The organism is Pseudomonas sp. B37(2017) (assembly GCF_002112885.1).
Classification (GTDB): Bacteria; Pseudomonadota; Gammaproteobacteria; order Pseudomonadales; family Pseudomonadaceae; genus Aquipseudomonas; species Aquipseudomonas paraglycinae.
In genome coordinates this window covers 441,705-466,915 of sequence record NZ_NEIX01000001.1, presented here as the reverse complement: position 1 = coordinate 466,915, position 25,211 = coordinate 441,705, and the positions used below count along the sequence as shown (strand labels likewise).

General features: G+C 59.2%; 21 protein-coding genes. 10 read left to right on the top strand and 11 right to left on the bottom strand.

Annotation, left to right across the window (positions count from 1 at the left end):
* Positions 1-73 precede the first annotated feature (73 nt).
* On the bottom strand, positions 74-763 hold the full coding sequence (locus CAF90_RS02230) for a GntR family transcriptional regulator (RefSeq protein WP_085603191.1): 690 nt from the start codon (positions 761-763) through the stop codon (positions 74-76).
* Positions 764-903: 140 nt separating this feature from the next.
* On the opposite strand from CAF90_RS02230, the gene CAF90_RS02225 reads away from it, so the two are divergent.
* The 7 genes from CAF90_RS02225 (at position 904) to CAF90_RS02195 (ending at position 8,248) form a co-directional block, all read left to right on the top strand.
* Positions 904-1,989, top strand: coding sequence for an ABC transporter ATP-binding protein (locus CAF90_RS02225; RefSeq protein WP_085603189.1), 1,086 nt, complete (start codon positions 904-906; stop codon positions 1,987-1,989).
* A gap of 1 nt (position 1,990) precedes the next feature.
* Positions 1,991-2,908 carry an ABC transporter permease gene (locus tag CAF90_RS02220; RefSeq protein WP_085603187.1) on the top strand — a complete coding sequence of 306 codons (918 nt, stop codon included), beginning with the start codon at positions 1,991-1,993 and terminating at the stop codon, positions 2,906-2,908.
* Positions 2,905-3,693: an ABC transporter permease gene (locus CAF90_RS02215; protein ID WP_007959453.1), complete on the top strand. Its 789-nt coding sequence runs from the start codon at positions 2,905-2,907 to the stop codon at positions 3,691-3,693. Before CAF90_RS02220 ends, CAF90_RS02215 begins: the two co-directional genes overlap by 4 nt.
* Before the next feature lie 18 nt (positions 3,694-3,711).
* Positions 3,712-4,764, top strand: a complete 1,053-nt coding sequence (locus tag CAF90_RS02210) for an extracellular solute-binding protein (RefSeq protein WP_085603185.1) — start codon at positions 3,712-3,714, stop codon at positions 4,762-4,764.
* A gap of 129 nt (positions 4,765-4,893) precedes the next feature.
* Positions 4,894-6,090 (top strand): amidohydrolase family protein, encoded by a 1,197-nt coding sequence (locus CAF90_RS02205; protein WP_085603183.1) that lies wholly within the window; start codon positions 4,894-4,896, stop codon positions 6,088-6,090.
* A complete protein-coding gene (locus CAF90_RS02200) occupies positions 6,087-7,574 on the top strand; it encodes an amidohydrolase family protein (protein ID WP_085603181.1) in 1,488 nt (495 codons plus the stop codon). The genes CAF90_RS02205 and CAF90_RS02200 overlap by 4 nt, the downstream gene beginning before the upstream one ends.
* 11 nt (positions 7,575-7,585) lie before the next feature.
* Complete coding sequence (locus tag CAF90_RS02195) at positions 7,586-8,248, top strand: flavin reductase family protein (RefSeq protein WP_085603179.1); 663 nt, start codon at positions 7,586-7,588, stop codon at positions 8,246-8,248.
* Between the two features lie 132 nt (positions 8,249-8,380).
* Here CAF90_RS02195 and CAF90_RS02190 read toward each other — a convergent pair whose 3' ends face one another.
* The 8 genes from CAF90_RS02190 to CAF90_RS02155 all read right to left on the bottom strand — a co-directional run bounded on the left by CAF90_RS02190 (position 8,381) and on the right by CAF90_RS02155 (position 17,205).
* The gene (locus CAF90_RS02190; protein ID WP_085603177.1) at positions 8,381-9,040 is read right to left on the bottom strand and encodes a DUF799 domain-containing protein; all 660 of its coding nucleotides are present in this window, start codon (positions 9,038-9,040) and stop codon (positions 8,381-8,383) included.
* Positions 9,037-9,399 carry a DUF4810 domain-containing protein gene (locus CAF90_RS02185; RefSeq protein ID WP_007959442.1) on the bottom strand — a complete coding sequence of 121 codons (363 nt, stop codon included), beginning with the start codon at positions 9,397-9,399 and terminating at the stop codon, positions 9,037-9,039. Before CAF90_RS02185 ends, CAF90_RS02190 begins: the two co-directional genes overlap by 4 nt.
* A gap of 29 nt (positions 9,400-9,428) precedes the next feature.
* Entirely contained in the window at positions 9,429-10,115 is a 687-nt protein-coding gene (locus CAF90_RS02180) for a CsgG/HfaB family protein (protein ID WP_162130490.1), read from the bottom strand.
* Between the two features lie 253 nt (positions 10,116-10,368).
* Positions 10,369-13,467: an error-prone DNA polymerase gene (locus CAF90_RS02175; RefSeq protein ID WP_218191701.1), complete on the bottom strand. Its 3,099-nt coding sequence runs from the start codon at positions 13,465-13,467 to the stop codon at positions 10,369-10,371.
* On the bottom strand, positions 13,443-14,858 hold the full coding sequence (locus CAF90_RS02170; protein ID WP_085603173.1) for a DNA polymerase Y family protein: 1,416 nt from the start codon (positions 14,856-14,858) through the stop codon (positions 13,443-13,445). Before CAF90_RS02170 ends, CAF90_RS02175 begins: the two co-directional genes overlap by 25 nt.
* 7 nt (positions 14,859-14,865) lie before the next feature.
* Positions 14,866-15,483 carry a translesion DNA synthesis-associated protein ImuA gene (imuA, locus tag CAF90_RS02165; protein ID WP_085603171.1) on the bottom strand — a complete coding sequence of 206 codons (618 nt, stop codon included), beginning with the start codon at positions 15,481-15,483 and terminating at the stop codon, positions 14,866-14,868.
* Positions 15,483-16,100, bottom strand: coding sequence for a transcriptional repressor LexA (lexA, locus tag CAF90_RS02160; RefSeq protein WP_039768874.1), 618 nt, complete (start codon positions 16,098-16,100; stop codon positions 15,483-15,485). Before lexA ends, imuA begins: the two co-directional genes overlap by 1 nt.
* Positions 16,101-16,287: 187 nt before the next feature.
* On the bottom strand, positions 16,288-17,205 hold the full coding sequence (locus tag CAF90_RS02155; protein WP_085603169.1) for a LysR family transcriptional regulator: 918 nt from the start codon (positions 17,203-17,205) through the stop codon (positions 16,288-16,290).
* Between the two features lie 103 nt (positions 17,206-17,308).
* On the opposite strand from CAF90_RS02155, the gene CAF90_RS02150 reads away from it, so the two are divergent.
* Together CAF90_RS02150 and CAF90_RS02145 are read left to right on the top strand one after the other, a co-directional pair.
* Complete coding sequence (locus CAF90_RS02150; protein WP_085603167.1) at positions 17,309-19,063, top strand: amidohydrolase; 1,755 nt, start codon at positions 17,309-17,311, stop codon at positions 19,061-19,063.
* Positions 19,064-19,165: 102 nt separating this feature from the next.
* A complete protein-coding gene (locus tag CAF90_RS02145; RefSeq protein ID WP_085603165.1) occupies positions 19,166-19,903 on the top strand; it encodes a TorF family putative porin in 738 nt (245 codons plus the stop codon).
* Positions 19,904-19,950: 47 nt separating this feature from the next.
* On the opposite strand, the gene CAF90_RS02140 is transcribed toward CAF90_RS02145, so the two are convergent.
* Together CAF90_RS02140 and CAF90_RS02135 are read right to left on the bottom strand one after the other, a co-directional pair.
* The gene (locus CAF90_RS02140) at positions 19,951-22,422 is read right to left on the bottom strand and encodes a DEAD/DEAH box helicase (RefSeq protein WP_085603163.1); all 2,472 of its coding nucleotides are present in this window, start codon (positions 22,420-22,422) and stop codon (positions 19,951-19,953) included.
* Complete coding sequence (locus tag CAF90_RS02135) at positions 22,415-23,233, bottom strand: hypothetical protein (RefSeq protein ID WP_139834452.1); 819 nt, start codon at positions 23,231-23,233, stop codon at positions 22,415-22,417. The genes CAF90_RS02140 and CAF90_RS02135 overlap by 8 nt, the downstream gene beginning before the upstream one ends.
* A 317-nt stretch (positions 23,234-23,550) precedes the next feature.
* Between CAF90_RS02135 and CAF90_RS02130 the strand changes: the two genes are divergently transcribed.
* Positions 23,551-25,209, top strand: a complete 1,659-nt coding sequence (locus CAF90_RS02130; RefSeq protein ID WP_085603159.1) for a phosphoethanolamine transferase — start codon at positions 23,551-23,553, stop codon at positions 25,207-25,209.
* Positions 25,210-25,211: the final 2 nt, after the last annotated feature.

Genomic DNA, 25,211 nt, shown 5'->3' with positions numbered 1-25,211 from the left:
CCCGTCTGTTTCGAGCGTGTCGGGCAGCGATGGTTTCATTAGAGGTATAGCCGATTTCACCTGCACTCGACGCTCACACTCCGATCAGGTGTTTGAGCGGATGGTAGCCGGTCTTCATTTTCGCAGCGACGTCGAGGATGGCCTTCTGGATGCCGTCCAGGTGCATGCAGGTCAGCTCGATCGCGGCGCTCTGATTGCCGGCCTCGATGTACTCGATCAGCCGCAGGTGTTCGTCGTCGCGACAGGCCTCGTGGCTGTCGTCATCCAGTGCGGCGGCGTACAGCGAGGCGCGGGAAATCAGCTTCTGGAACCAGTCGAGCAACACCGGGTTGTTCAGACTGCGGGCCAGTTTGATGTGAAACTCACCGAGAAGGTGAATCAGCCGCTCGTGATCGCCCGCTTCGTGGGCTTCGTCTTCCAGCAGCAAGTGATCGCGCAGGTCCTGCATCACCGCAGAGTCCTTGCGCCGGCACAGTTCGGTGACGATGCCGATCTCGATCAGGCGGCGGGTTTCGAACAGCGAACGGATCTCTTCATCGCTGGGCAGCGACACCGACGCACCTTTATTGGGCTCGGTGGTGACCAGTCCGTCGGCCTCCAATTGCTTGAGCGCCGCCCGAACCGACGTGCGGCTGACATTGAACAATTCCGCCAGCGACGCCTCGCCCAGCTTCATACCCGGACGCAGCGAACGCTTGCTGATCGCCTCGTAAACCCCTTGGTAGACGCGGTCGACCGTGGTTTCCGTTTTCTTCTCGGTCATTCAAAAACTCCTTCAATGCTGGCAACGCTGCCCGACGAACGACTCAGTCAGGGAAATGGGGGGTTGCGCAAGCAGATTAATCCGGGTATTTCTAAATTGCATTCAGATATTGCATACAATAATTAGAGGATTGCACCATTATGGGTCAGCCAATAGCCATTGAAGTGCGTAACGTATCCAAGCGGTATTCTGATGATCCTGGCCTGGCGCCTGCCCTCGACAACGTATCGGTGAACATCGCCGACAACGAGTTTTTCACCCTCCTCGGCCCCTCGGGCTGCGGCAAGACCACCCTGCTGCGCACCATCGCCGGTTTCGAACACGTCAGCGACGGCGAGATCCGTCTGGCGGGCGAAACGGTCAATCACCTGCCGCCGTTCAAGCGTCGGGTCAACACGGTGTTCCAGAGTTACGCGCTGTTTCCGCACATGAGTGTCGCGCAGAATATCGCCTTCGGCCTCGAGATGCAGGGTCTTGATCGCAAGACAATTCCGGGACGGGTCGATGAAATGCTCGCGCTGGTGCAGATGGAGCACCTGGCCGGGCGCAAACCGGCGGAATTATCCGGCGGCCAGCAACAACGCGTGGCTCTGGCCCGGGCCCTGGCGCCGAAGCCGAAAGTGCTGTTGCTCGACGAGCCGCTGTCGGCACTGGACCTGAAGCTGCGCAAGGAAATGCAGGTCGAACTCAAACGCGTGCAGCAAGAAGCCGGCATCACCTTCATCTTCGTCACCCACGATCAGGAAGAAGCCCTGACCCTGTCCGACCGAATCGCGGTGATGTCCGCCGGCAAGATCCTGCAGATCGGCACCCCGACCGACATCTATGAACGCCCGCAACACCGCTTCGTCGCCCAGTTCATCGGCGACATCAATTTCCTCCCCGGCCAGCTCAAGCGCGGCGAGCACAACGAAAACATTTTCGTGCCGAACGGCATGCCGGTGGAAATCCCCTGCCCGCCACAGGGCGTCAGCGGCAGCAGCGTGCAACTGGCGTTTCGGCCCGAGCGCTCGCAACTGGTCGCGGCGGATCAGCCGCATCATCTGCGCGGGGTGATCGAGGCCGTGCTGTATGTCGGCACCGCGACGCTGTACCAGTGCCGCTTGAACAACGACATCAAAGTCATGCTGCGGGAAAACAACGAAGGCCTGAACCGTGGTCGGGCAGTCGGCGAGCGCGTGGCGGTGCATCTGCCGCCCCAGGCCTGCCTGTTGATGGAGGCCTGAGATGAGCGTCAGCAGCACTTCCCCCTCCCTCAACCGCGCGCTGTTGCTCAGCCCGGTGGTGTTGACCCTGCTCGCCCTGATCGCCATTCCGCTGGGGATCATGGGCTACATCAGCCTGTTGCCGCGCAACACCTACGGCGGCGTCGACTGGCAGGCCCAATGGCAACTGCAGAGTTACGTGCAGCTGTTTTTCCAGGAAGGTTTCGACGGCGAACTGGAACTGAACTGGGTCTACGCCCAGGCGCTGTTGCGTTCGGTGTTCCAGGCCGGTGGCACCACGGTGCTGTGCTTCCTGGTCGGGTTTCCGGTGGCGCTTTGGATGTCGAGCCTGACTCCTCGCCGGCGCAACCTGATGGTGTTGCTCATCACCATTCCGTTCTGGACCAACCTGCTGATCCGCAATTACGCGTGGCTGATCATCCTGCGCGAACAGGGCTGGGTCGCTCAGAGTCTCAATGCGCTGTTCCCGAGCGCCGGCGGCATCACCCTGCTCTACAACGACTTCGCGGTCAGCGTCGGTCTGGTCTACAGCTTCCTGCCGTTCATGATCCTGCCGATCTACTCGACCCTGGAAAAACTCGACTGGCGTCTGGTGGAAGCCGCTTATGACCTGGGCGCCAACCGCTGGCATGCGCTGCGCCGGATCATCCTGCCGCTGTCGATGCCCGGCGTGATTGCCGGCGCGTTGCTGGTGTTCGTGCCGAGCCTTGGCGCCTTCATCACCCCGGCGATCCTCGGCGGCGGCAAAACCCTGATGATCGGCAACCTGATCCAGCAGCAATTCGGCACCGCGCGCAACTGGCCGCTGGGCAGTTCGCTGTCGTTCCTGCTGCTGGGGATTCTGCTGCTGTCACTGGTGCTCTACGCCCTCTACAGCCGCAGCGCGGCGAAAACCCTGAACCGGGGAGCGAAAGCATGATCTCTCTGCACCTGAAAAAACTCCCGGCGACCCGGGAAATCAGCCTGCTGATCCTCGCCTACCTGTACGTGCCGATCCTGGTGTTGATCGCCTACAGCTTCAACGCCAACCGCTCGGCGACCGTGTGGACCGAGTTTTCGTTCGCCTGGTACGGGCGGATCCTGGCCAACCCTTCGATCCAGACGGCGGCGCTGAACTCGATCATCGTCGCGACCATCGCCACCGTGTGCGCCACGACGATTGCACTGCTGGCGGCGCTGGCGACTTACCGGCCGTTCTACGGGCAGAAAATGGTCGAGGGCGGGATCAACCTGCCGCTGATCCTGCCGGAGATCGTCACCGCCGTGGCTACCCTGCTGCTGTTCATGGCGCTGGGAATCAAGCTCGGGCTGATGACAGTGATCGTCGCGCACATCGGCTTCTGCATTCCGTTCGCCTACCTGCCGATCCGCGCACGGCTCAACGATCTGGACAAGAGCCTGCTGGAAGCCGCCAACGATCTGTACGCCAACCCGTGGCAGGTGTTCCGCCGCGTGACCTTGCCGTTGCTGTGGCCGGCGGTGTTGTCCGGCTCGGTGCTGGCGTTCGTGGTCAGCCTCGACGATTTCATCATGACCTTCTTCGTCGCCGGGCCCGGTTCGACCACGTTGCCGGTGTACATCTTCTCGGCGATCAAGGCCGGTGTGACGCCCGAGATCAACGCGATTTCGACCCTGATGCTGGTGATTTCCATCGTGCTGGTGGTGCTGGCCTTCTGGCTTGGCCAACGCGGCAAACAACAATAAACCTGGAGCGCTCTGTTCATGAAAACCAAAAGCATGCGTTTGGCAATTTCCGGTCTGGCCCTGAGTTGTTTCACCGCGTTCAGCGCCCATGCCGCCGATCCCAAGCAATTGTTCTTCTACAACTGGACCGATTACTACCCGGTGGACCTGCTGGCCAAGTTCGAAAAGGAAACCGGGATCAAGGTCACCATGGACGGCTACGACAGCAACGAAACCCTGCTCGCCAAGTTGCAGGCCGGCGGCGCGGCGTATGACGTGATCGTGCCGTCGCAGTCGATCATGCAGACGCTGATCAAGCAGGACCTGCTGCTGGAAATCGACGCCCCGACCCTGAACAACTTCCAGTACGTCAAAGGCCCGTTCCGCGACCCAAGCTTCGACCCCGGCCGCAAGTTCTCGGCGCCATATCTGTGGGGCACCACCGGGTTTTCCTATGACAGCGCCCGGGTACCGGGGGGCAAGCTCGACGATTCGTGGAAAGAGTTCTTCGAACCTCGCAAGGAGCTGCAAGGCCAGCTCGCCGCCCTCGACACTTCCAGCAGCGTGATTAACGCCGCCAGCCATTACCTGAACGTCGACGAATGCACGGAAAACCCGCAGGACGCCAAGCGCATCCTCGAACTGCTGCAGAAGCAGAAACCGTTTTTGAAGATGTACAGCTCCGACAACACCGTCGACCGCATGGCCTCGGGCGAAGTGATCATGATGCAGAACTGGAACGGCTCGACGGCCCGCGCCACGTTGCAGAAGAGCACCATCAAGTACGTGTATCCGAAAGAAGGCCTGGCGATGTTCCAGGACAACTTCGCCGTACCGAAAAGCGCGCCGCATCCGGACAACGCGAAGATTTTTATCGACTGGATGATGAAACCGGAAAACGCGGCGGCCGTGTCCAACGCGATTGCCTATGCCAACGGGATTCAGAGCGATCAGTTGCTGGATGCGAAATGGAAGGTCATGGACGCGATCAACATGCCCGAGGAATACGCCTCGCGACTGCGGCCGGAGAAGGAATGCAGCAACAAGGCGCGGGAGCTGCAGGATCGGATTTGGTCGAAGCTCAAAGGCTGATCGCCTGACTTGAGACCGCGTCGCGGCCATCGCGAGCAGGCTCGCTCCCACAAGATGAGCGCATTTCAATGTGGGAGCGAGCCTGCTCGCGAAGAGGCCGCCCAGACAACATAGAAACAGAGGTATGAAATGTCCCACCCCCGCTGGCTCAGAAACATCCGCCCCTACGGCGCCCCCGCCGAAGACCTGCTGATCGAAAACGGCAAGTTCACCCAACGCCGCCCGGCCTCGAACACCCCGCTGGCCGCCACCGACATCGACGGCCAGAACCAGCTCCTGACCGCCCCGCTGGTGGAAAGCCACGTCCACCTCGACAAAACCCTGTACGGCCAACCCTGGCGCCCGAACAGCGCCGGCCCGACGCTCAAGGACTACATCAGCAACGAGCGCCGCGTATTGCGCGAAGTGAAAGCGCCGATTGCCGAACGCGCCGGCGCCCTGCTGGAAAACTGCATCGCCCATGGCTCTCTGACGATGCGCTGCCACGTCGACATCGACCCGGAATTCGGTCTGCGCCACGTAGAAGCCATGCAGCAACTGCGCGAAACCTACAACGACCTGATCGACCTGCAACTGGTGGTGTTCCCGCAAACCGGCCTGATCAGCCGTCCCGGCACTGCCGAACTGATGCGCGAAGCCATGGCCCTGGGCGTGGAAAACGTCGGCGGGCTCGACCCATGCGGCATCGATAACGACCCGATCGCGCAACTGGATTTCGTGTTCAAACTGGCAAGCGAATTCCAGCGCGGCGTCGATATTCACCTGCACGACAAAGGTGAACTGGGCCTGTGGCAGATCGCCCGGATCGCCGATTACACCGAGCGGTTCAACCTGCAGAACCGGGTGATGATCAGCCATGCCTATTGCCTCGGCATGTTGCCGTGGAGCCAGGTCAAACCGGTCGCCGAACGCCTCGCCGCGCTGGGCATTTCGTTGATGAGTTCGGCGCCGGCCGATTGCGCGGTTCCACCGTTTCTGGCGCTGCGTGAGACCGGCGTCAACGTGTGCCTCGGCTCCGACGGCATTCGTGATGCATGGTCGCCGATGGGCAATGGCGACATGCTGGAACGGGCGATGTTGCTGGCGTTCCGTTTCGACCTGGGCAAGGACGAAGAGCTGGCGGCGGCATTCGACGCGGCGACAGTCAACGGTGCGCGCGCATTGGGTGTTAAAGAGTATGGTTTTGGAATCGGTCGGCCGGCAGACTTTCTGCTGATGCCGGTCGAAACCCTCGGTGAAGCCGTGGTCGCGCGGCCGGTGCGTCAGGTCTATCGCGGCGGCGAACTGATCGCCAGCGGCGGTCGTTTGCTGGGCAGCCGTCTGTGAAACGGATCGGCCTGAAGGCCGGTTGCGTGGTCGGTTTCGACGGCACGCAGCATGTGCTGTGGCGCGACGGTGAAGTGGTTTTCAGCGGATCGCGTATCGAGTTTGTCGGCCGCGATTATCAAGGGCCTGTGGATCAGTGGATCGACTACGGCAATGCGTTGATCGGCCCAGGTTTCATCGACCTAGATGCCCTCGGCGATCTCGATTCCACTGTACTGACTCTGGACAACGGCGACGAACGCGCCATGGGCCGGATGTGGTCGGCGGAGTATCTGGCGGCCGGCCCGAGTGAGTCGTTCAGCCCCGAAGAAGAGGTCTTCAAATACCGCTACGCCTTCACCCAGTTGATCCGCAACGGCATCACCACGGCGATGCCGATCACCTCGATGTACTACCGCGAATGGGCGGAGACCTACGACGAGTTCGCGGCGGTCGCCGATGTGGCGGGCGAACTGGGCCTGCGCACCTATCTCGGCCCCTGCTACATGAGCGGCATGAGTTACTGGCGCGCCGACGGCACCCTCGCCCATCACTGGGATGAGGTACGGGGCCTGGCGGGACTGGACGCAGCCGAACGGTTTTTCAAGGATTTCGATGGTGCTCATGCGGGGTTGATTCGTGGTGCGCTGCTGCCGGATCGCATCCAGAGCTGCACCCCGGCGCTGCTTCAGCGCACGTCCGCCTTGAGCCGCGAGCTGAACGCGCCAATGCGCCTGCATTGCTGTCAGGCGCTGGGTGAAGTGGCGATGGTCGAACAGTTGCGCGGTACCTCGCCGCTGGGCTGGTTGCAGCAGCTTGATTTGCTCAACCCGCGCAGCCTGTTGCCCCACGGAATCTACACCTCGGGCGATGACGATCTGCAGCGGGTCATCGACGGCGGCGCGAGTCTGGTGCACTGCCCGCTGGTGTTCGCCCGTGACGGCGAAGCGCTGAACTCGTTCGGCCGCTATCGCGCCAAAGGCATCAACTTCGCTCTCGGCACCGACACCTGGCCGGCGGACTTGCTGGCCAACATGCGCCACGGTTTGAACATCGCCCGGTTGATGGAGGGCGGCTCGGCGCTGACCAGCAGCCTCGATCTGTATAACGCCGCGACCCTCGGCGGCGCCAAGGCGTTGGGCCGTGACGACCTCGGTCGCCTGGCCCCCGGCGCCAAGGCTGATATCACCGTGTTCAGCCTGCGCGGCCTGCACCTGGGGCCGCTGTTCGATCCACTGAAAAACCTGCTGCTGGCCGGGCGCGGCGACGACTGCATCGCCAGTTTCATCGACGGTCGCTGCGTGATGCACGACGGTCAGGTCAACGGCGTCGACTACCCCACTCTGCAACGCCAGGCCCAACGCCAATACGAAAAACTGATGCGCAGCCACAGCGACCGGGCCTTTGGCCGACCGGACTGGAAAACCCTGTTCCAGCCGGCCATTCCGTTCGCCGACGACTACAGCGCCGAAGCGCCGTTGAGCGCCATCGATCCACTTCTTTAGAGAACACTGCCATGCACAGCTTCGACTTCAGCCAACTGAGCCCACGGGAAAAGTACAAGATTCTGATCGGCAGCGTGGTGCCACGTCCGATTGCTCTGGTCACCACCATCGATGCCGAGGGCCGGGTCAACGCCGCGCCGTTCAGCTTCTTCAATGCGCTGTCGGCGGACCCGCCCATTCTCGCGCTCGGCGTCGAGAACTACGGCGACCAGAGCCCCAAGGACACCACGCGCAATATCCAGATGAACCAGGAATTCACCGTCAACATCGTCAGCGATGCATTGGTGGAAGCCATGAACGTCTGCGCCGTGCCATTCGCGCCGGGCTTCGATGAGTTGACCGCAGCGGGCCTGACAGCGATTCCCGGAACCTCGGTCAAATGCCCGCGAATCGGCGAAGCACCGGTGGCACTGGAGTGTCGGCGGATGATGGCGCTGAACATCGGCCAATCGCGGGAGATCATTTTTGGCGAGGTGTTGATGGCGCATGTGCGCGACGAGTTGATCGACCCGAAAACCCTGTACATCGATCAATTGGGGCTGGATGCGATCGGGCGCATGGGCGGTCATGGTTACGCGCGGACCCGGGATTACTTCGATCTGCCGACCCGCTCGTTGCAAGCGTGGACGGAAGCGCCGGGGGGTGGCGAGCGGTTCTGGCCGGCAGCCAAATAAATCATCGGATGAACACATTGCCCCTGTGGGAGCGGGCTTGCTCGCGAAGGCGGTCTGTCATTCAACATGGATGCTGACTGAACCACCGCTTTCGCGAGCAAGCCCGCTCCCACAGGGATTTACATCGTTTGCTTAATCAGAGCCGTACTTCGGCGACCGTGGCCCGTACAGCAGGCCCGCCGGGTGCCCGGCCGACAGCAGTCGATTGCTGGCCACGCCGGCAATCGGGTAGCCGGCATCGGTGGAGCTGTTAATGATCTGCTTCACCGCCGCAGTGATCAGCATGCCGATCAGGCCGCCGGCGTTGCTGTTGTTGCCCTCCTCGCTCGACGCCCGTGCCGCTCCGGTCCACAGGGTGACGCCGGTTTTCAGGTCGACCAGTTTGGCGCTCGCGGTGACGGCAGTTTCGCTGCTGATCACCATGTAGCGCGTGCCGTACTCGCTGACGGTGATGTACAGCGCCGCGTCGGCACCGAAGATTTCCTGCAGCTTGTTGGCCGGCGCCGCATGGATGTCATCCGGCGTGGTCAGGCCGTTCTGGCGGAATGTCTCGTCGACCAGGGTGATCGGCAGCACGTAGTAACCGGCTTCGGCCAACGGGAACGTCACTTGCGACAGCAGGCTGTAGGACGCCTTGACGTCCGGCGAGGTGTTCAGCGGTGGCAGCACCAGAATGGATTTCGGCCGCGCTTGCTTGTACGCCGAGTAGTCCACGGTCTTCGGTGCGACACAGCCGCCGAGAACGGTCAGCGCCAGGCCTGCGGCCAGCAGCTTCAAGGCACGCGAGATCATTGGGCGTCTCCGGTCTTGGCGTTTTTAAGCAGAAAATCCATGTACGTGCCGGACTCGGGGAACAGGGTCTTCTCGGTGCGCAGCTGCTGCACCATCTGATCGTCCTTGCCCATGCTCAGGTACAGCAGACCGAGATGAGCGTGGTAACCCGGCGGTACCGGCTTGCCGCTGGCACGAATCTTTTGCAGATCGGCTTCCAGCGCTTCGGCCTGGGCCTCTTTCGGCGTTTCGCTTTTGAAGTATTCGTAGACTTGTGGCTGGTAGCCTTCCCACTGATACAGGGTTTGCGGGCTGCTGCAACCGGCCAGCAAGGCGCCAGCAGTCAGGGCCATCAGCGACCGGGACAGGGACAGATTCATGGTGTGTTGCTCCTTGCGATGGGCGTCTATCAGTTGCCCGGTTTCCAGGCACCGGCGTTCATGCCATCGACCAGACGATTGATCGCCTCGCGCATGGCCAGATCGAGGACTTTGCCGTTGAGGGTGGAGTCGTAGGCAGCGGTGCCGCCGAAGCCGATGATTTCGCGGTTGGACAAAGCGTACTCGCCGGCGCCCTGGGTCGAATACACCACTTCGGAGGTGCTGATGTTGACGATGTTCAGGTTGACCTTGGCGTAGGCGACCTGGGTCTTGCCACGGCCGAGAATGCCGAACAGCTGGTGATCGCCGGTCTCTTTGCGGCCGAATTCGGTGACGTCACCGGTGACCACGTAATCGGCGCCTTTCAGACGCTGGGCCTGGCCCTTGATCGCCGCTTCCTGCTGGATTTCGCCCATGTTGTCGCGGTCGAGCACCGAGAAACGGTTGGTCTGCTGCAAGTGAGTGATCAGGATGGTCTTGGCCTGGCCGCCGAGACGGTCGACGCCGTCGGAGAAGATCCCGCGCATGTAGCTCGAACGGTTGTCGAACTTGCCCACGGCCATCGGGATACGCACACCGGACCAGGCCTGAGAGGCGCTTTCCACCTTGGCCACCGGCAATGCGCGGGAGCTTTCGGTGGCGCAACCGGAAAGCGAGCCGGCCAGGGTGCCGAGGACGGCAATCGCAACGCCCGAGACCAACATCCGGGAGATCATTCTCACTGTGCATTCCTTCTGAAATTCGATGTGTCCCCGCACGGTGATGTTGTGGGGGATCGGGAAAGGGGCGGCATTATGCCAAAGTGCCATCAGTGAGAACAGATTTTTTTGACGCCAGCAAATTGGCATTTGAACAGATACAAAATCCGTGGGAGCGAGCCTGCTCGCGATGGCGGATTGGCATTCAATATTGATGTTGGGCTGAACCACCGCAATCGCGAGCAGGCTCGCTCCCACATTCTTGTGGGTGTCAGTGGAAATCGCGGCTTTGCACGCGGATGCCGTTGAGCAGCGGGCTGAGGTCACTCAAGCGTCCGGCGATCAGATGCCGCACCTCGCCTTCCCGCTCCCAGCGGCCATCGACCTTGAGCAGTTGCGAGCCGACCAGCACCTGACGCTGACGCTCGGCCAGATCGCGCCAGACCACCACGTTGACGTTGCCGAACTCGTCTTCCAGGGTCACGAAGGTCACGCCACTGGCAGTGCCCGGCCGCTGACGCCCGGTCACCAGCCCCGCCACGCTGACCGGCCGGCCATGCTCGACCTCCAGCAACTCCCGGGAACTGCGACAGCGCCGCGCCCGCAACTCGTCACGCAACAGCGTCAGCGGGTGCGGCCCCAGCGTGGTGCCGAGGGTGGCGTAATCGGTGAACAGGTCTTCGCTGACACTCGGCGTCGGCAGCAGCACATCCGGCTCTTCCTGACTCGGCAACCCGGCAAACAACCCGAGCTGTTTCTGCACCCCGGCCACTTCCCAGCGTGCCCGATGGCGGTGCCCGGCCAGGCCGCGAAGCGCGCCGGCATCCGCCAGCAGCGCCTGGGCGCGACTGTCGAGCCCGGCACGTTCGCCCAGGTCGGCGACATCGGCAAACGCGCCCCTCGCCCGAGCGCTTTCAATGCTCCGCGCATCCTCCTCGCGAAAGCCCTTGATCATCCGCAGGCCCATGCGGATGGCCGGCTGCTCGCCGGCAATCGGCTCCAGGCTGCAATCCCAGTCACTGGCGCGCACGTCCACCGGACGGATCTGCAAATGATGCCGGCGCGCATCCTGAAGAATCTGATCCGGGCTGTAGAAACCCATCGGCCAGCTGTTGATCAGCGCACAGGCGAACGCCGCCGGTTCGTGGCACTTGAGCCAGCAACTGGCATAGGTCAGCAAGGCAAAACTGGCGGCGTGGGATTCAGGAAAACCGTAGCTGCCGAAGCCCTTGATCTGCTCGAAAATCTGCGCGGCGAATTCCGGGCTGTAGCCGTTTTTCTTCATGCCAGCGGCCAGCCGTTCCTTGTGCGGTTCCAGTCCGCCGTGGCGTTTCCACGCGGCCATGGAGCGGCGCAACTGGTCGGCCTCGCCGGGGCTGTAGTCGGCGGCGACAATCGCGATCTGCATCACCTGTTCCTGAAACAGCGGCACGCCGAGGGTGCGCTTGAGCACCACTTCCAGCTCCGGTGACGGATAGGTTTCCTCTTCTTCCTTGTTCCGGCGGCGCAGGTACGGATGAACCATCCCGCCCTGGATCGGCCCCGGCCGGACGATGGCCACCTCGATCACCAGGTCGTAGAAGGTTTGCGGGCGCAGGCGCGGCAGCATCGACATCTGCGCCCGGGATTCGATCTGGAACACGCCGATGGTGTCGGCGCGGCTGATCATGTCGTAGGTCGGGCGATCCTCAGGCGGGATCGTCGCAAGGCTCAGGTCCTGATGGCGATGACGGCGCAGCAGGTCGAAACAGCGGCGGATCGCGCTGAGCATGCCGAGGGCGAGGATATCCACCTTGAGCAGCCCGACCGCGTCGAGGTCATCCTTGTCCCACTGGATGATCGTACGGTCGGCCATGGCGGCGTTCTCCACCGGCACCAGCGTGTCCAGCGGTTGCTCGGAAATCACGAAACCACCGGGGTGCTGCGACAGGTGCCGGGGGAAGCCGATCAGTTGCCCGGTCAGGCTCAGCACCCGGTGCAGCAGCGGACTTTCGGGGTCGAAACCGCCTTCGCGCAGGCGCTCCACGGGTGGCGTTTCATCGCTCCAGTGGCCGCAGCAGTCGGCCAGCGCATTGATCTGGTCCGCCGGCAAACCCAGCGCCTTGGCCACATCGCGGATCGCGCCGGAAGCGTGGTAAGTGCTGACCACCGCCGTCAGCGCCGCACGACGGCGGCCATAACGACGAAACACGTATTGCAGGACTTCTTCTCGGCGTTCGTGCTCGAAATCCACGTCGATGTCCGGCGGCTCGTTGCGCTCCCTCGACATGAAACGCTCGAACAGCAGCGTGGTGCGATCCGGGTCGATCTCGGTGATGCCCAAGGCAAAACACACCGCCGAGTTGGCCGCCGAACCGCGACCCTGACAGAGGATCTTCTGCTCCCGGGCGTAACGCACCACATCGTGTACGGTGAGGAAGTAGCTTTCGTAGCCGAGTTCGGCGATCAGCTCCAGCTCATCGTCGATCTGCTTGAGCACCTTGGGCTGTGCGCCTTTCGGCCAGCGCCAGGCGATGCCCTCTTCGGTCAGATGCCGCAGCCAGGAACTGGCGCTGTGTTCCTCGGGCACCAGCTCTTTGGGGTATTGATAGCGCAACTCGCCCAGATCGAAGGTGCAGCGGCGGGCCAACGTCACGGACTCGTCCAGCAAGGCCTGCGGATACAACTCGCGCAACACATCGAGGCTGCGCAAATGCCGCTCGCCATTGGGGTGCAGGCGCAACCCGGCCTCGGCCACCGGCACGTGATGGCGGATCGCAGTCATGGTGTCCTGCAAGGCTCGGCGGCCACGGGCGTGCATGTGCACATCACCGCTGGCCACGGCTGGAATCTGCAGTTCATCCGCCAGACTCAGCAGTGCGGCCAGCCGTTGCTGATCGTTCTGCCCGCGATGCAACTGCACCGCCAGCCACAGCCGTTCGCCGAAGGTCTGCTTCAGCCAGCGGCCCTCTTCCACCTCATCGACCGAATCCGGCACCCACAGCACCAGCAATCCCGGTAGCGGCTCGCTGAAATCCTCGCGCAGTATTTGATACTGGCCTTTCTGCGTGCGCCGTCGAGCCTGGGTGATCAAGCCGCACAGCGCCTGATAACCCTCGATGTTTTCTACCAGCAACACCAGTTTCGGGCCGTTCTCGATGCGGATTTCGCTGCCGATAATCAGCGGCAGCTCCACGGATTTGGCCGCCTGCCAGGCACGGACGATCCCGGCCAGGGTGCATTCATCGGTGATCGCCAGCGCCTGATAGCCGTGTTTTTTCGCCCGTTGGAACAGCTCCAGCGCACTGGATGCACCGCGCTGGAAACTGAAATTCGACAGGCAGTGCAGCTCGGCATAACCCTGGTTCACGCAAACCAGCCCTGCAGCCACAACGGACCGCCCTCACCCACTGCCCGGTACGCCCAGCCTTGCTGGCCGGCGCGGTTCTGGATCAGGTAATAGTCGCGGCGCACGTCGTCACCGTCCCACCAACCGGACTCGATGCGCTCCGGGCCCATGAGGATCCGCGCCGAACCTTCCGGCACGGACTGCGGCTCGCCCAACAACCAGCCCGGACGCTGCACGCCCGGCAATGCAGGGCAGCGCTGTTTGTCGTCGGCGTTCTGCCATGCGCACTCCGGTCGATGATCGGCCTGAAAACGCAGGCCTTGCACCGCCTCATCCCCCAGTCGCGCGCGCAGGCGTTCGCGCAGTTGCTCCCACGGCAAGGTCTGCTGCGGGCGGTCGTCGAACAGTTCCTGAAACTGCGGCACGAAACTCGGCAGATCCTCGGCGCGCAGACGAAAACCGCGCACCGGGGCTTCGACCTGTACCTGCTCCAGTCGGCCACGGGCCAGTTCAAAGAGCATGGCCGGATCGCGCTCGGCGCTGAGCAGGCCGACCTTGATCAGCGTGTCCGGCAGCCCGGCGTGTTCCAGGTGCAGATCGAAGCGCTGCACGCCGCTGTCGCGCCCGCACAAAAACGCCGCCAGATCGGACGTCAGGCGGCGCAAGGGGAACAGCAGCGCCTGATGGGACTGCACGTCGAAATTGAGTTCGATGCGCACGTCGAAACGGTCCGGCGGCAGGTAGAACGCCAGCGCCAGCGGCCGTGCGCCGAACAGCGTGTCCAGATGCTTGAGCATCGGTGCCTCGAAACGCCGGGCCAGGGCCTGACGCGGCAGGTTCTGCACCTGATGAAGGTTGCGCAGGCCCATGCGCGACAGCGCCGTGGCCACGCTCGGCTCAAGCCCGATGCGGTCGACCGGCAATTGCCCGAGGTGATGGCGCAGGGCTTCACCGTCGGGCACCACCAATCCGTCATAGGCGTTGGCCAACACCCGCGCCGCCACCGGATTGGGCGCGGCGACGATGCGGTGACGAAAGCCCAGCTCGGTCAACTCGGTACGCAACCGCGCCTCGAACTGCGCCCAGGAACCGAACAGCCCGAGGCTCGATTCGATCTCGAACACCACGGTGCGCGGGTAATGCACGCTGACCTGTGCGCTGAAACGATAGGCCCAGGCGGCGAGAAACTGCTGCCAGTGCTCGACCTCGGCCGCGTCGTAATCGACGGTGGCAAACCCTTTGCTCATGGCCTGCGCGGCCGTCATCGACTGCCCCGGACGCAAGCCCAGTGCCCGCGCCGCCGGATTGACTGCTTGCAGCACCCGGCGCTGGGCCGGGCCGCTGAGCAGCGCCAAGGGTTGCTCGGGATCGGGGCGCTGACGCAACACGGCGTCGAGGGCCAATTGCGGGAACAGAATGCAAACCCAGCGCATGGCGACCTCAATGCCCCACGGCGAAGGCAATCGGTGCGCTGCGCGCCAGACCGCCCCGGCACTTGAGCACACGCAATTGCGCCGGGCGCGCATCGATGGCAATGCGCAGCGCGGCCGGCGACGGGTTGACCGCTTCGCTCAATGACCGCCACGCGAACGCCAGGGTCTGGCCGGTTTCCGCCGCCACCTGCAAACGGCGCAGAGCTCGGTCATCGGCCTTGTGCGGCCAGCACAGCACCGCGCCGCAACTGCCCGAGCGCAGGCATTGTTCTGCCGCCCACAAGGCATCGCGCTCGCTGGCCTGGATCACCGACAACTGGCGCAGATCGACCCCGGCATTGGCCCAGGCCTGCGGGTATGGCACGAACGGCGGCGCCACCAGCACGATGCGCTCGCCCGCCGCCGACAGCCGCGCCAACGTCGGCCACACCAGTTGCAACTCACCAACACCGGGCCCGGCCAGCAGGATTTCGCTCAGCGCCGCCTCCGGCCAGCCGCCACTGGGCAACGCTGCGTCCAGCGCCGCGTGCCCGGTGGGTTGCGGGCTGGCGGCCGGTGGCGCAGGCCGGCCCTTCCAGACCTGGCCACCATTGAACAGCGTATCCAGCGCAACGACGGCACCCATCAGCCTTGCCTCACCAGACCGCAGAACACCCCTTCGATGGCCAGATCCTGATCGGCCCGCACCACAATCGGTTGATACGCCGGGTTGCGAGGCAACAGGCGAACCTCATCGCCGATCCGCTCGAAACGTTTGATAGTGACCTCGCCATCGAGTCGCGCCACCACGATCTGGCCGTTGAGCGCTTCGGGGTTGCGCCGCACGCCGACCAGATCGCCGTCGAGAATGCCGTCCTCGATCATCGAATCGCCCTGCACTCGCAACATGTAGTCGGGTGTGCGGGAGAACAGCGCCGGATCGAGCATCAGCCGATTGTGCAGGTCGGCATCGGCGCCGATGGGCGCACCGGCAGCCACCCGCCCGAGCACCGGGACTTCGAGCAGTTCCGGCCGCGCCGGCTGCCCGAGCAGGCGAATGCCCCGGGCCTGATGCGGATTGACCTCGATGAACCCGGCTTCGGTAAGCGCCAGCACATGCTTGCGCGCCACGCTGCGGGAGGCAAAACCAAAAGCCTCGCTGATTTCAGCGAGGCTTGGGGGCTGACCGTGTTCGGCGATGCGTTCGCGGATAAAGGTCAGAATGGCGGTACGGCGGGGAGTCAGAGTCGTCATGGAGTACATTTGTACTCCTGTGGGATTTTCCTGACAAGCACCGCCAGTCAGCTCAAACCCTGTGACTGATCGTTCCCACGCTCTGCGTGGGAATGCCTCTAGGGACGCTCCGCGTCCAGTGACGCGGAGCGTCACGGGCTGCATTCCCACGCGGACGGTTCGACGCCTCGACGTGGGAACGATCAGAAGCACGGAGTCAGCTCAAACCGCGCTCCGCCAGAAACTCCGCGATGTAGTCGATAAACGCCACAACCTTGGCCGTCGCCCGCCGATGGCTCGGGTACACCGCCAGAATGTGCGGGCCGAAGCTGTCCGGGTCGATCTCGTAATCAGCCATGACCCGCACCAGTCGCCCGGCGGCGATATACGGCGCAGCGCTCCACAATGGCGTGTGCAGCAAGCCACGCCCGGCCAGAGCGCTGGCCAGCAGCAAATCGTAATTGTCACTGCGCAACAACGGCGCCGCCGGTTGCGCCAGGCTCAGGCGCTGGCCGTCGCGTTCGGCCCACCAGAATTCGCGGCTGAGCAACGGATGCCGGTACAGCAGCCATTCATGTTGATCGAGGGTTTGCGGCGTCACCGGCAAGCCCTTGCGCGCCAGGTATTCGGGGCTGCCGCACAACGCCAGGCGATTGCTGCCGACCACCCGGGCGATCAACCCCGGCAAGTCGTCATGCCCCTCGCGCAACGCCAGGTCGTAACCGCTTTCCAGCAGATTGACGAATTCGTCGCACAAATCCACCTGCAGGCTGATCTGCGGGTATTGCTGCAAAAAGCCGTCACACACCTGATCGAGAAACGCCCGTCCATAGGCCAGCGGCGCAGTGATTTTCAGACTGCCACGCAAACCATGCTGCAACTGCTCGATTTCCTCGCTGGCCTCGTCCAGTCGTTGCAGCACCTGGCGTGCGGTTTCCAGATACAGCCGGCCGATCTCGGTCAGCAGAATCCGCCGCGTGCTGCGCTCGAACAGCCGCGCACCGAGTTCGGATTCCAGGTGATTGACCGCTTTGGTCAGGGCCGACGGGGTCTTGCCCAGTTGTTCGGCAGCGCGGCTGAAACTGCCGAGCTGCGCGGTGACCACGAACATTTTCAGTGCACCGAGCTTGTCCATGCTTTTTCCATTCAGGCAAAAACGTTTTTCGTGAGGGAGGCGTTCTGTCGGGCGTTGGCAGCCACTAATCTGGCCATCAGACGCAATAACAAGGAAATGTTCAATGAAAAGATTCATCCCGCATTTCACAAAAAATCTGCTGATCGCCGCTATGAGTTTTGCCTCGATGGAAGCCATGGCCGCCACCGATCTGGTGCTGCTCAATGGCAAGATTTTCACCGCAGACCGCACGCAACCGAAGGTTCAGGCGCTGGCCGTGGAGAACGGCAAGGTACTGAAAGTCGGCACGGATGCGCAGATCAAGGCCTTGATCGAGCCCGGCACCCAGGTCATCGACCTGAAAGGCCAGGCGCTGATGCCCGGCCTGATCGACAGCCATTCCCACGCGATTTTCGGCGGGCTGGAAATGGTCTCGGCCAACATGGAAGACGACGTGGTCAGTCTGGATGAACTGGAAAAACGCCTGCGCGGCTGGCGCGACGATGGCAAGGCCCGGCATGGTGATGTGCTGAGCGTGGCCGGCATGAGCTCGGCGTATTGGGCCAAGGCTGAAGCGCTGGGCAAAATCTTCAATAACGGCGAATGGGCCGACGTACCGGTGGTGTTCACCGGCAGCGACCACCACACGGCGTGGGCCAACAATGTGATGCTCAAGCGTGCGGGCATCGACGCCGCGCTGCTGAAAACCCTGCCGGACGCGGAAAAAGACACCATCGGCAAACTGCCCAGCGGTGAACCGAACGGCTTTGTGGTCGACGCCGGTTGGGATCGGGTCGCCTCTAAAATGCCGGTGCCGAGCCCGGCCGACATGCTCAAGGCCGCGCAATCGGCGGTGCGTTTCAACAACAGCCTCGGCATCACCGCGTGGATGGACCCCGCCGCCAACGCCGCGCCGGGCGAGCCGGTATTCGCCCTCAAGCCCACCGAGAAAACTGTCGGCGTATTGCCAGCTTATAAAGCCCTGTCGGACAGCGGCGGCATGACTGCCCACGTCGCCGCGCTGCTGGTGGCCAACCCGAAAAGCGTCCCGGTCGATCTCGACACCCTCGACAAAGTGCGCCGGCAATTTCAGGGCATCCCCAACCTGACGCTGCCGGGGATCAAGATCTTCGCTGACGGCGTGATCGAATACCCGGCCCAGAGCGCCGCGATGATCGATCCCTACAGCAACTCGCACAAACAGGGCGAGTTGCTGATCGATCCACAGCATTTCGGCGAACTGGTCAGCGCCATCGACCAGCGCGGCTGGCTGGTGCACATCCACGCCATCGGCGACCGTGCGGTGCGCGAATCTCTCAACGGTATCGCCCAGGCGCGCAAGGACCGGCAGAGCGGCGTAACGCACTCGATCACCCACCTGCAAATGGTCAACCCGAAGGAGTTCGCCCGCTTCAAACCGCTGAACGTGATTGCCTCGATGCAACTGCTGTGGGCCAGCGCCGACGACTACACCACCGACATGATCAAGCCTTACGTCAGCGCCCTCGCCTTTCGCTATCAATACCCGGCGCATTCGCTGCTCAAGCAGGGCGCGACGATTGCCGGCGCGAGCGACTGGCCGGTGTCCTCGCCGAACCCGTGGAACGCCATGGCCCAGGCCATCACCCGCACCGGGCCGCTGGGCGTGCTCAACGCCGACGAACGCCTGGACCGCGAAACCATGTTCTACGCCTACACCGCCAATGCCGCGCGAACCATCGGCCTGGAAAAGCAGATCGGCTCGCTGAGCCCCGGCAAACAGGCCGATTTCATCGTGCTCGATCGCGACGTGTTCAGCGTCGACGACAAGGCCCTGCATGACACCCAGGTCCTGCAAACCTGGTTCGCCGGCCGTCAGGTCTACGCCCCTACCCTCTAATAACAATCGCCGTATCCGCTGCCCGACCCCGCGCCAGCCGCCGGGGTTCGGCGCAGCCTTGCCCGCTTCCTGCCCATAACAACCACAACAACGGGACTTCACATGAAAGCCTTGCCCCTGCTCGCCCTCACTTCCTTGAGCCTGCTGCCCTTGAGCAGCCACGCGATTCCCCTGAACGATGATTTCGCGGTGCTGGTCGACCTGACCCTGGCCAGCGACTACCGCACCCGCGGCATCTCCCAGACCCAGAACGACCCGGCCGTACAGGCCGGCCTGACCCTGGCCCACAGCAGCGGCCTGTACCTCGGCGCGTGGAGCTCGAACGTCGATTTCGGTGGCGGCCTGAAAACCCGTCAGGAAGTCGATTACTACGCCGGCTGGTTGTGGCAGGCGACCGAGGCCGTGAGCCTGGATCTGGGCTACATCAAATACGCGTACCCCAAGGAGAGCCAGTTCAACCAGAGCGAGGTGTACTCGATTCTCAGCGCTTACGGCGTGAAACTCGCGGCCTATTACTCCAGTGACGCGCCGGGCATCGACAGCAAACAGAGTTCGCTCTACAGCTACATCGGCTATGAAACCGAACTGCCGTTGGATTCCGGGCTGAAGCTGCGCTACGGCAACATGGACTTCAAGGACCCGCATATGTATTCGGCGTCCGGGCATAGCGAAGAGTCCTACCGGGAGTGGGAAGTCAAACTGACCCACAGCCTGGCCGGCATGGTGCTGGGCCTGAGCTACATCGACACCGACCTCTCGCAGAGCCAGTGCCTGAGCAACTGGGGCTTCAAGGACGTGTGCACGGCGACGGTCGTCGCCAGCGTCAGCAAATCCTTCTGACCTACCTCCCACCATGATTCCCAGATCTGGTGGGAGCATTTTTTAAGTTAAGTCCTTAAATTCATTGTAGCTTCGAGTATTAGCAAGTCACTTTCGTCTTCGCTGCGCATTAACCCGACCAACCTTGGAGATACGACAACTTGGTTAAATTCATCAAATGAAACAGTCTTACGATATTTTTTTAGAATCAAATCAACAAGGCTACGGCTAAACCCATCTCTTATCAAACGAATTTTAACATCATCAACAGTGCCATATTTAACCAACTTAAAAAAATCTGGATCAATCACTTTTTGATCGTTTAATATCTCAACAAATCTGAATATTTTATGATCAAAATAATCATCCTCTTCTTTTATTCTAACTATTGCAAGATTTATCTTCTCCTTATCATTTTTCTTTGACATATCCACCCAGTGTTCATAATGACTATCTGGAAATTTAGTGTCACCCCACTTACCCACGAATACTAGATTTTTTTCACCCTCGCCACGATCATTCCAATACTTTACAAAGTTATAAATCACTTGCTTTATAGTGTACTTGTTGAGCTTCCAACCAATCAGCATGGAATAAAATTTTAGTGCCTCTTCATTTTTCAATCGATACAAGTCAGAATAACCTTTGCTTTCATCTAGGTTATCTATAAAAAACATCTTTATTGCCAACATCAACTCATACGGAGAAGAAATCAAAGAGTTTTCCGCAAAAAATTCTTCGATCGATTTTTGAATTTTTTCCTCTTTAGCAAAAATATCAATTTCCGTAACACTGTTTGCGATTAGTTGCTTCCCAACTTGAGTGCTGACTCTACGGACATCTTTACTAGAAGTGGCTCCCGGCTCTAAATTCTCCAGCCTTTCCACAGCCTCTTTTAACTCCGCCTTATTCAGCTCATTTATCTCTGTCGACAAGAGAAGCGTATTCGAGACTTTGTCAAAAACTTTATTTGTAACCTTGACCGTTTTTTTGTAGAACCCCTGCAAATCAGCGCGCTTACTGGAGTACTTGTCCGTCCCTACTAGATAAACATGAGACTCCAATCGAGATAATGCATCACGACCTTTCTGGGAAAAAACCTCGCTAAATCTATTAACCCGACCAACAAGATTCTTAAACTGAGACGCATCTAAATTACTTCTGCCCTTCCTTTGATCTAAAATAAACAACCGTTCGATAGGTAAATTAACACCCTCGAGCAATGTAGAGCTTGAAACCAAATACTTCAAATGCGTCGAACTAGAAAAAAGTCGCTCAACATAATATCTCACCGTATCAGGCATTGAACCATGATGATAAACAACCCCCTTCCTTAAGCACTCAATCAGCAAATAGCGCTTATCAAAATTCAACTCCAACTCTATACAAGCCTTTTGAATCAGTGGGCATTCCACAGGCGGCAAGCTTTGGGCGAAATCTACCGCAAACATCTCAATACTTTTAGGCTTGTTCGCATAAACAATATTTTTTCCTAAAGAATTCATACGAATAAAATCAAAATAATCGGAGTACACCTTGTTCGTGCTATACCACCTATCCAAAAAATGATCATACAACGAATTAATGCGATCCCCTTTACCCTCACGAAAGTCGCACAAATAGAATCTTTCAGACTTCAAATACTCGCTAATTCTAAAAGCTGACAAATTTTCCTTTACAAATCTTAAACTTAAACTCAACTCATCATTGAGAAAAGGCGTCAGGTATTTAAATGCAGCGGCAGGATTTCTAGAGTAAGCAATACAAATAACCGAGGCAAGCAATTCACTCCTCTTGTCACTTGCTAAAAGATTATGTGCCTCATCGACAAACACAATATCAAAATGTAGATTCGGTTGATCCGTTTGGAGTCTAGCCAATCTCTCTTGAGTCAGTACATATGCACGAGCCGGCTTCAACTCATTGTACATTTCCGGATGTGTAACTATCTTCCCAAGTTCAGGAATTTCCGCATCAATGATTCTTTTCTTAGTCTGCGCCAACAGTGCCTTAGAAGGAACCAATACACACACACTTGCTTTTGGATTATCTTGAAAAGCCTTAACTATAAGCTCAGACTTCCCATAAGAAGTAGGTGCAATAACTGCAATTGACCCTTCATTCTTTTCTAAAAAATATCTCCTTAGATCCATTTGCTGCTCAGTTAATACCATACCCCCATCGCGAAAATTATCAATATAGCTAGATATATAATTAAAACCAAAAGAGTCTTTTCTATCTCCACCCAATTCCTCTTCAGCGGAAATAACTGAGGAAACTGGAATCAAGCCATTATTTATAGCTATTTCATTCAAGGCATCGTAATTACCGGAAACATTCCCATAAAACAAAGCAATCCGATAGCCGAGCCTCTTAAGATTCGAACACTGCTGATTAATCAAAACAATGGAAATCGACAAAAGCTGAATACTTTCCCTGTCTGAAAGCTTTTCTTTCGATAGCAACTTTCTATAAATACCAGAAAATGACGTATTAGCAAGCTGTCTTAAAGTCAACTCTGCGGGCTTACGTTCAGGCATTATTAAGCGCCTCCCTCTTCAGAAAATCTTCTATTTTTTCTATAGTGTTTTTTTGAATAGAAACCAAAACAAATCTCTTAAACATCTTTTTTGCAGCGAGATTTATAGAAATTTCTTTGACCTTCTCTACATCGACGGGCTGAGACACATCATGAAAAAGTGTCGCGACTAAAATTACAGAGTTATCCTTACTGGAGGCGCGCTTATCCAGCACGCACTCCCCTCTATTTTCCAAGATAGAAATTACAGCTGACTTATAGTCTTTAACCCCTTCGACGGCCACTCTCGCCGCATGAATTGCATTCTGCCAGTGATTAAGCTCATTCTCATTAAGCCTCACATTCAAATCATTCCTAGCAGCAGCAAGTAGCTCTTGAGTGGTTTGTGTCTGATCTTTATCTTTATGTAAATGACCAGACTTCACTTCGGTAATCCATACAGCACTTTCCCCTGGATCAAACAGAAGCAAATCAAACCCTTTTCTAATACTTTTCTCCTCCAAGTTAAAATAAGGAGATATTGTTTCAAAACCCGAAAACAGCTCAATCGCGAGAATATGTGTAAGGAGCTCTCCAAGCATTCCTTTTTTTGTAGTATCTGCTTTGTTTTCGTAGCGAGAAAAGAAACAACTTAACGTTGTAGAATAGCTATACATCCGACTTGCGCTTTTACTCTGCTCTGCCCCATTACAAATCCTCGATAAGTTCCTTCTAATTGAAGCCTCAAGATCTTCAGAGAAAAAATCAACCTTACAAATTAGATATTCATCACCATTAACTACATCAACACCCTTTAGCTTCCCTACTTTCATATTTTTACCATTACTCTTCTGGCAAATCGTTTTATAAGCTGAATTAATTGCATTGCAGCAAACACTGACTATAGTTCTAATTTGTAGATAGTGGCCACATGGCATTATTGCCCGTTTTCTATTAAACGCCAAGTGTTGCCATCGTCAATTTTTTAACAAACAAAATTGACAGATGGCTAATTCAAAGCGCCAGCCGTCTCCCACCCTCCCTCCAGTCTGACCATCTGCAGGATGTTTACGATTTTTTTACTATTGTTCTTCTATAGTTACGCGCGTAACCGTATGAGTTTTCGACTGACGTAGAGGAAAGTATCGAAATGGCTTTGGGCAAAGGACTGCGTTTACCGTCCATCACTCCGACCCGCCTGGTGCTGCTGTTTTCCCTGGCACTGGTGGCGCTGTATAACCTGGCGACCTGGAAGGCGCTGGGAACGCTGATCACCTTGCAAGGCGTGCACAAACTGGCGTTTTTCGCGTCCTTCGGGCTGTTTCTCTGGGCGGCGATCACACTGCTGCTGACGCTGATCTCGTTTCGCTGGACGCTGAAACCGGTGCTGACGCTGGTGGCCCTGCTCTCGGCCTGCGCGGCGTATTTCATGAACGAGTACGGCATCACCATCGACACGGTGATGATCCAGAACGTGTTCGAAACCAATCCCGGGGAAGCCACGGCGCTGTTTAGCGGCAAACTGTTGGCTTACGTGCTGTTGCTCGGCGTGTTGCCGACCATGCTGATCTGGCGCTGGCCGGTGGTGTATCGGCCGTTCTTTCGGGGCTTGCTGAACAAGGTGCTGGTGATTGTGGCCTGCGTGCTGGTGATCGGCGCTTCGGTGGGCGCGTTCTATTCGACCTACGCGCCGATCTTTCGCGAGGAAGACAAGCTCACCCACTTCATCAACCCGACCAACTACATCTACGCGATCAGCAAATACACCAAGCAGCGGCTGGGGATCAAAAAGCATTTCGTGGTGCAGGCCATCGGCGAAGACGCGGTGATGAGCGCCAAGGCGGCCAGTCGCGAGAAGAAATCGCTGATGGTGTTCGTGGTCGGCGAAACCGCCCGGGCCGACCATTTCTCGCTCAACGGTTATGAGCGCGAGACCAATCCCGAGCTGAGCAAACTCGACATCCTTAATTTCACCCAGGTGCATTCCTGCGGTACTTCGACGGCGGTGTCGGTGCCGTGCATGTTCTCGATGTTCCCGCGCGAGGACTACAGCGACAAGAAAGGCAAAACCTACGAAGGCCTGCTGGACATCCTGCAACGGGCCGGCGTGCAGGTGTTGTGGCTGGACAACAACAGCGACTGCAAAGGCACCTGCCTGCGCGTGCCGAACCGCGACATCGCGAAGAACCAGCCGGGGCCGTTCTGCGACGGCAACAACTGCCTCGACGAAGCGCTGCTGGCCGACCTGCAAGGCTACATCGACAGCCTCAAGGGCAACGCGATCATCGTCCTGCACGCCGACGGCAGCCACGGCCCGGAATACTACGAGCGTTACCCCAAGGACATGGAGCGCTTCAAACCGATCTGCCACACCAATCAGTTGGGCAGTTGCAGCCGTGACGAACTGGTCAACGTCTACGACAACACGATTCTCTACACCGACCATTTCCTCGCCAAGGTGATCGAGCTGCTCAAGCGCAATCAGGACCACCTCGATACGTCGATGCTGTACGTGTCCGACCATGGCGAATCGCTGGGCGAGAACGGCCTCTATCTGCACGCCGCGCCTTATGCGTTGGCGCCGGAAGCCCAGACCCATGTGCCGATGGTGATGTGGTTCGGCAACAACACCCTCTCGCAACTCGGCATCGACCGTGGCTGCCTGCAAGGCAAAAGCGGCCAGCCGGATCTGAGCCACGACAACCTGTTCCATTCGGTGCTGGGGTTATTCGAGGTCAGGACGTCGCTGTATCAGCCGGGGCTGGATATTTTCCATGGCTGCCGGCCGGCGATGACGGCGGGACAGTGATC

What these genes read in the sequence shown, in the direction of transcription:
- CAF90_RS02230 (WP_085603191.1), bottom strand. Translation starts at nt 763, where the DNA reads ATGACCGAGAAGAAAACGGAAACCACGGTCGACCGCGTCTACCAAGGG.
- CAF90_RS02225 (WP_085603189.1), top strand. Translation starts at nt 904, where the DNA reads ATGGGTCAGCCAATAGCCATTGAAGTGCGTAACGTATCCAAGCGGTAT.
- CAF90_RS02220 (WP_085603187.1), top strand. Translation starts at nt 1,991, where the DNA reads ATGAGCGTCAGCAGCACTTCCCCCTCCCTCAACCGCGCGCTGTTGCTC.
- CAF90_RS02215 (WP_007959453.1), top strand. Translation starts at nt 2,905, where the DNA reads ATGATCTCTCTGCACCTGAAAAAACTCCCGGCGACCCGGGAAATCAGC.
- CAF90_RS02210 (WP_085603185.1), top strand. Translation starts at nt 3,712, where the DNA reads ATGAAAACCAAAAGCATGCGTTTGGCAATTTCCGGTCTGGCCCTGAGT.
- CAF90_RS02205 (WP_085603183.1), top strand. Translation starts at nt 4,894, where the DNA reads ATGTCCCACCCCCGCTGGCTCAGAAACATCCGCCCCTACGGCGCCCCC.
- CAF90_RS02195 (WP_085603179.1), top strand. Translation starts at nt 7,586, where the DNA reads ATGCACAGCTTCGACTTCAGCCAACTGAGCCCACGGGAAAAGTACAAG.
- CAF90_RS02190 (WP_085603177.1), bottom strand. Translation starts at nt 9,040, where the DNA reads ATGATCTCGCGTGCCTTGAAGCTGCTGGCCGCAGGCCTGGCGCTGACC.
- CAF90_RS02185 (WP_007959442.1), bottom strand. Translation starts at nt 9,399, where the DNA reads ATGAATCTGTCCCTGTCCCGGTCGCTGATGGCCCTGACTGCTGGCGCC.
- CAF90_RS02180 (WP_162130490.1), bottom strand. Translation starts at nt 10,115, where the DNA reads ATGATCTCCCGGATGTTGGTCTCGGGCGTTGCGATTGCCGTCCTCGGC.
- CAF90_RS02170 (WP_085603173.1), bottom strand. Translation starts at nt 14,858, where the DNA reads ATGCGCTGGGTTTGCATTCTGTTCCCGCAATTGGCCCTCGACGCCGTG.
- imuA (WP_085603171.1), bottom strand. Translation starts at nt 15,483, where the DNA reads ATGGGTGCCGTCGTTGCGCTGGATACGCTGTTCAATGGTGGCCAGGTC.
- lexA (WP_039768874.1), bottom strand. Translation starts at nt 16,100, where the DNA reads ATGTACTCCATGACGACTCTGACTCCCCGCCGTACCGCCATTCTGACC.
- CAF90_RS02155 (WP_085603169.1), bottom strand. Translation starts at nt 17,205, where the DNA reads ATGGACAAGCTCGGTGCACTGAAAATGTTCGTGGTCACCGCGCAGCTC.
- CAF90_RS02150 (WP_085603167.1), top strand. Translation starts at nt 17,309, where the DNA reads ATGAAAAGATTCATCCCGCATTTCACAAAAAATCTGCTGATCGCCGCT.
- CAF90_RS02145 (WP_085603165.1), top strand. Translation starts at nt 19,166, where the DNA reads ATGAAAGCCTTGCCCCTGCTCGCCCTCACTTCCTTGAGCCTGCTGCCC.
- CAF90_RS02140 (WP_085603163.1), bottom strand. Translation starts at nt 22,422, where the DNA reads ATGCCTGAACGTAAGCCCGCAGAGTTGACTTTAAGACAGCTTGCTAAT.
- CAF90_RS02135 (WP_139834452.1), bottom strand. Translation starts at nt 23,233, where the DNA reads ATGAAAGTAGGGAAGCTAAAGGGTGTTGATGTAGTTAATGGTGATGAA.
- CAF90_RS02130 (WP_085603159.1), top strand. Translation starts at nt 23,551, where the DNA reads ATGGCTTTGGGCAAAGGACTGCGTTTACCGTCCATCACTCCGACCCGC.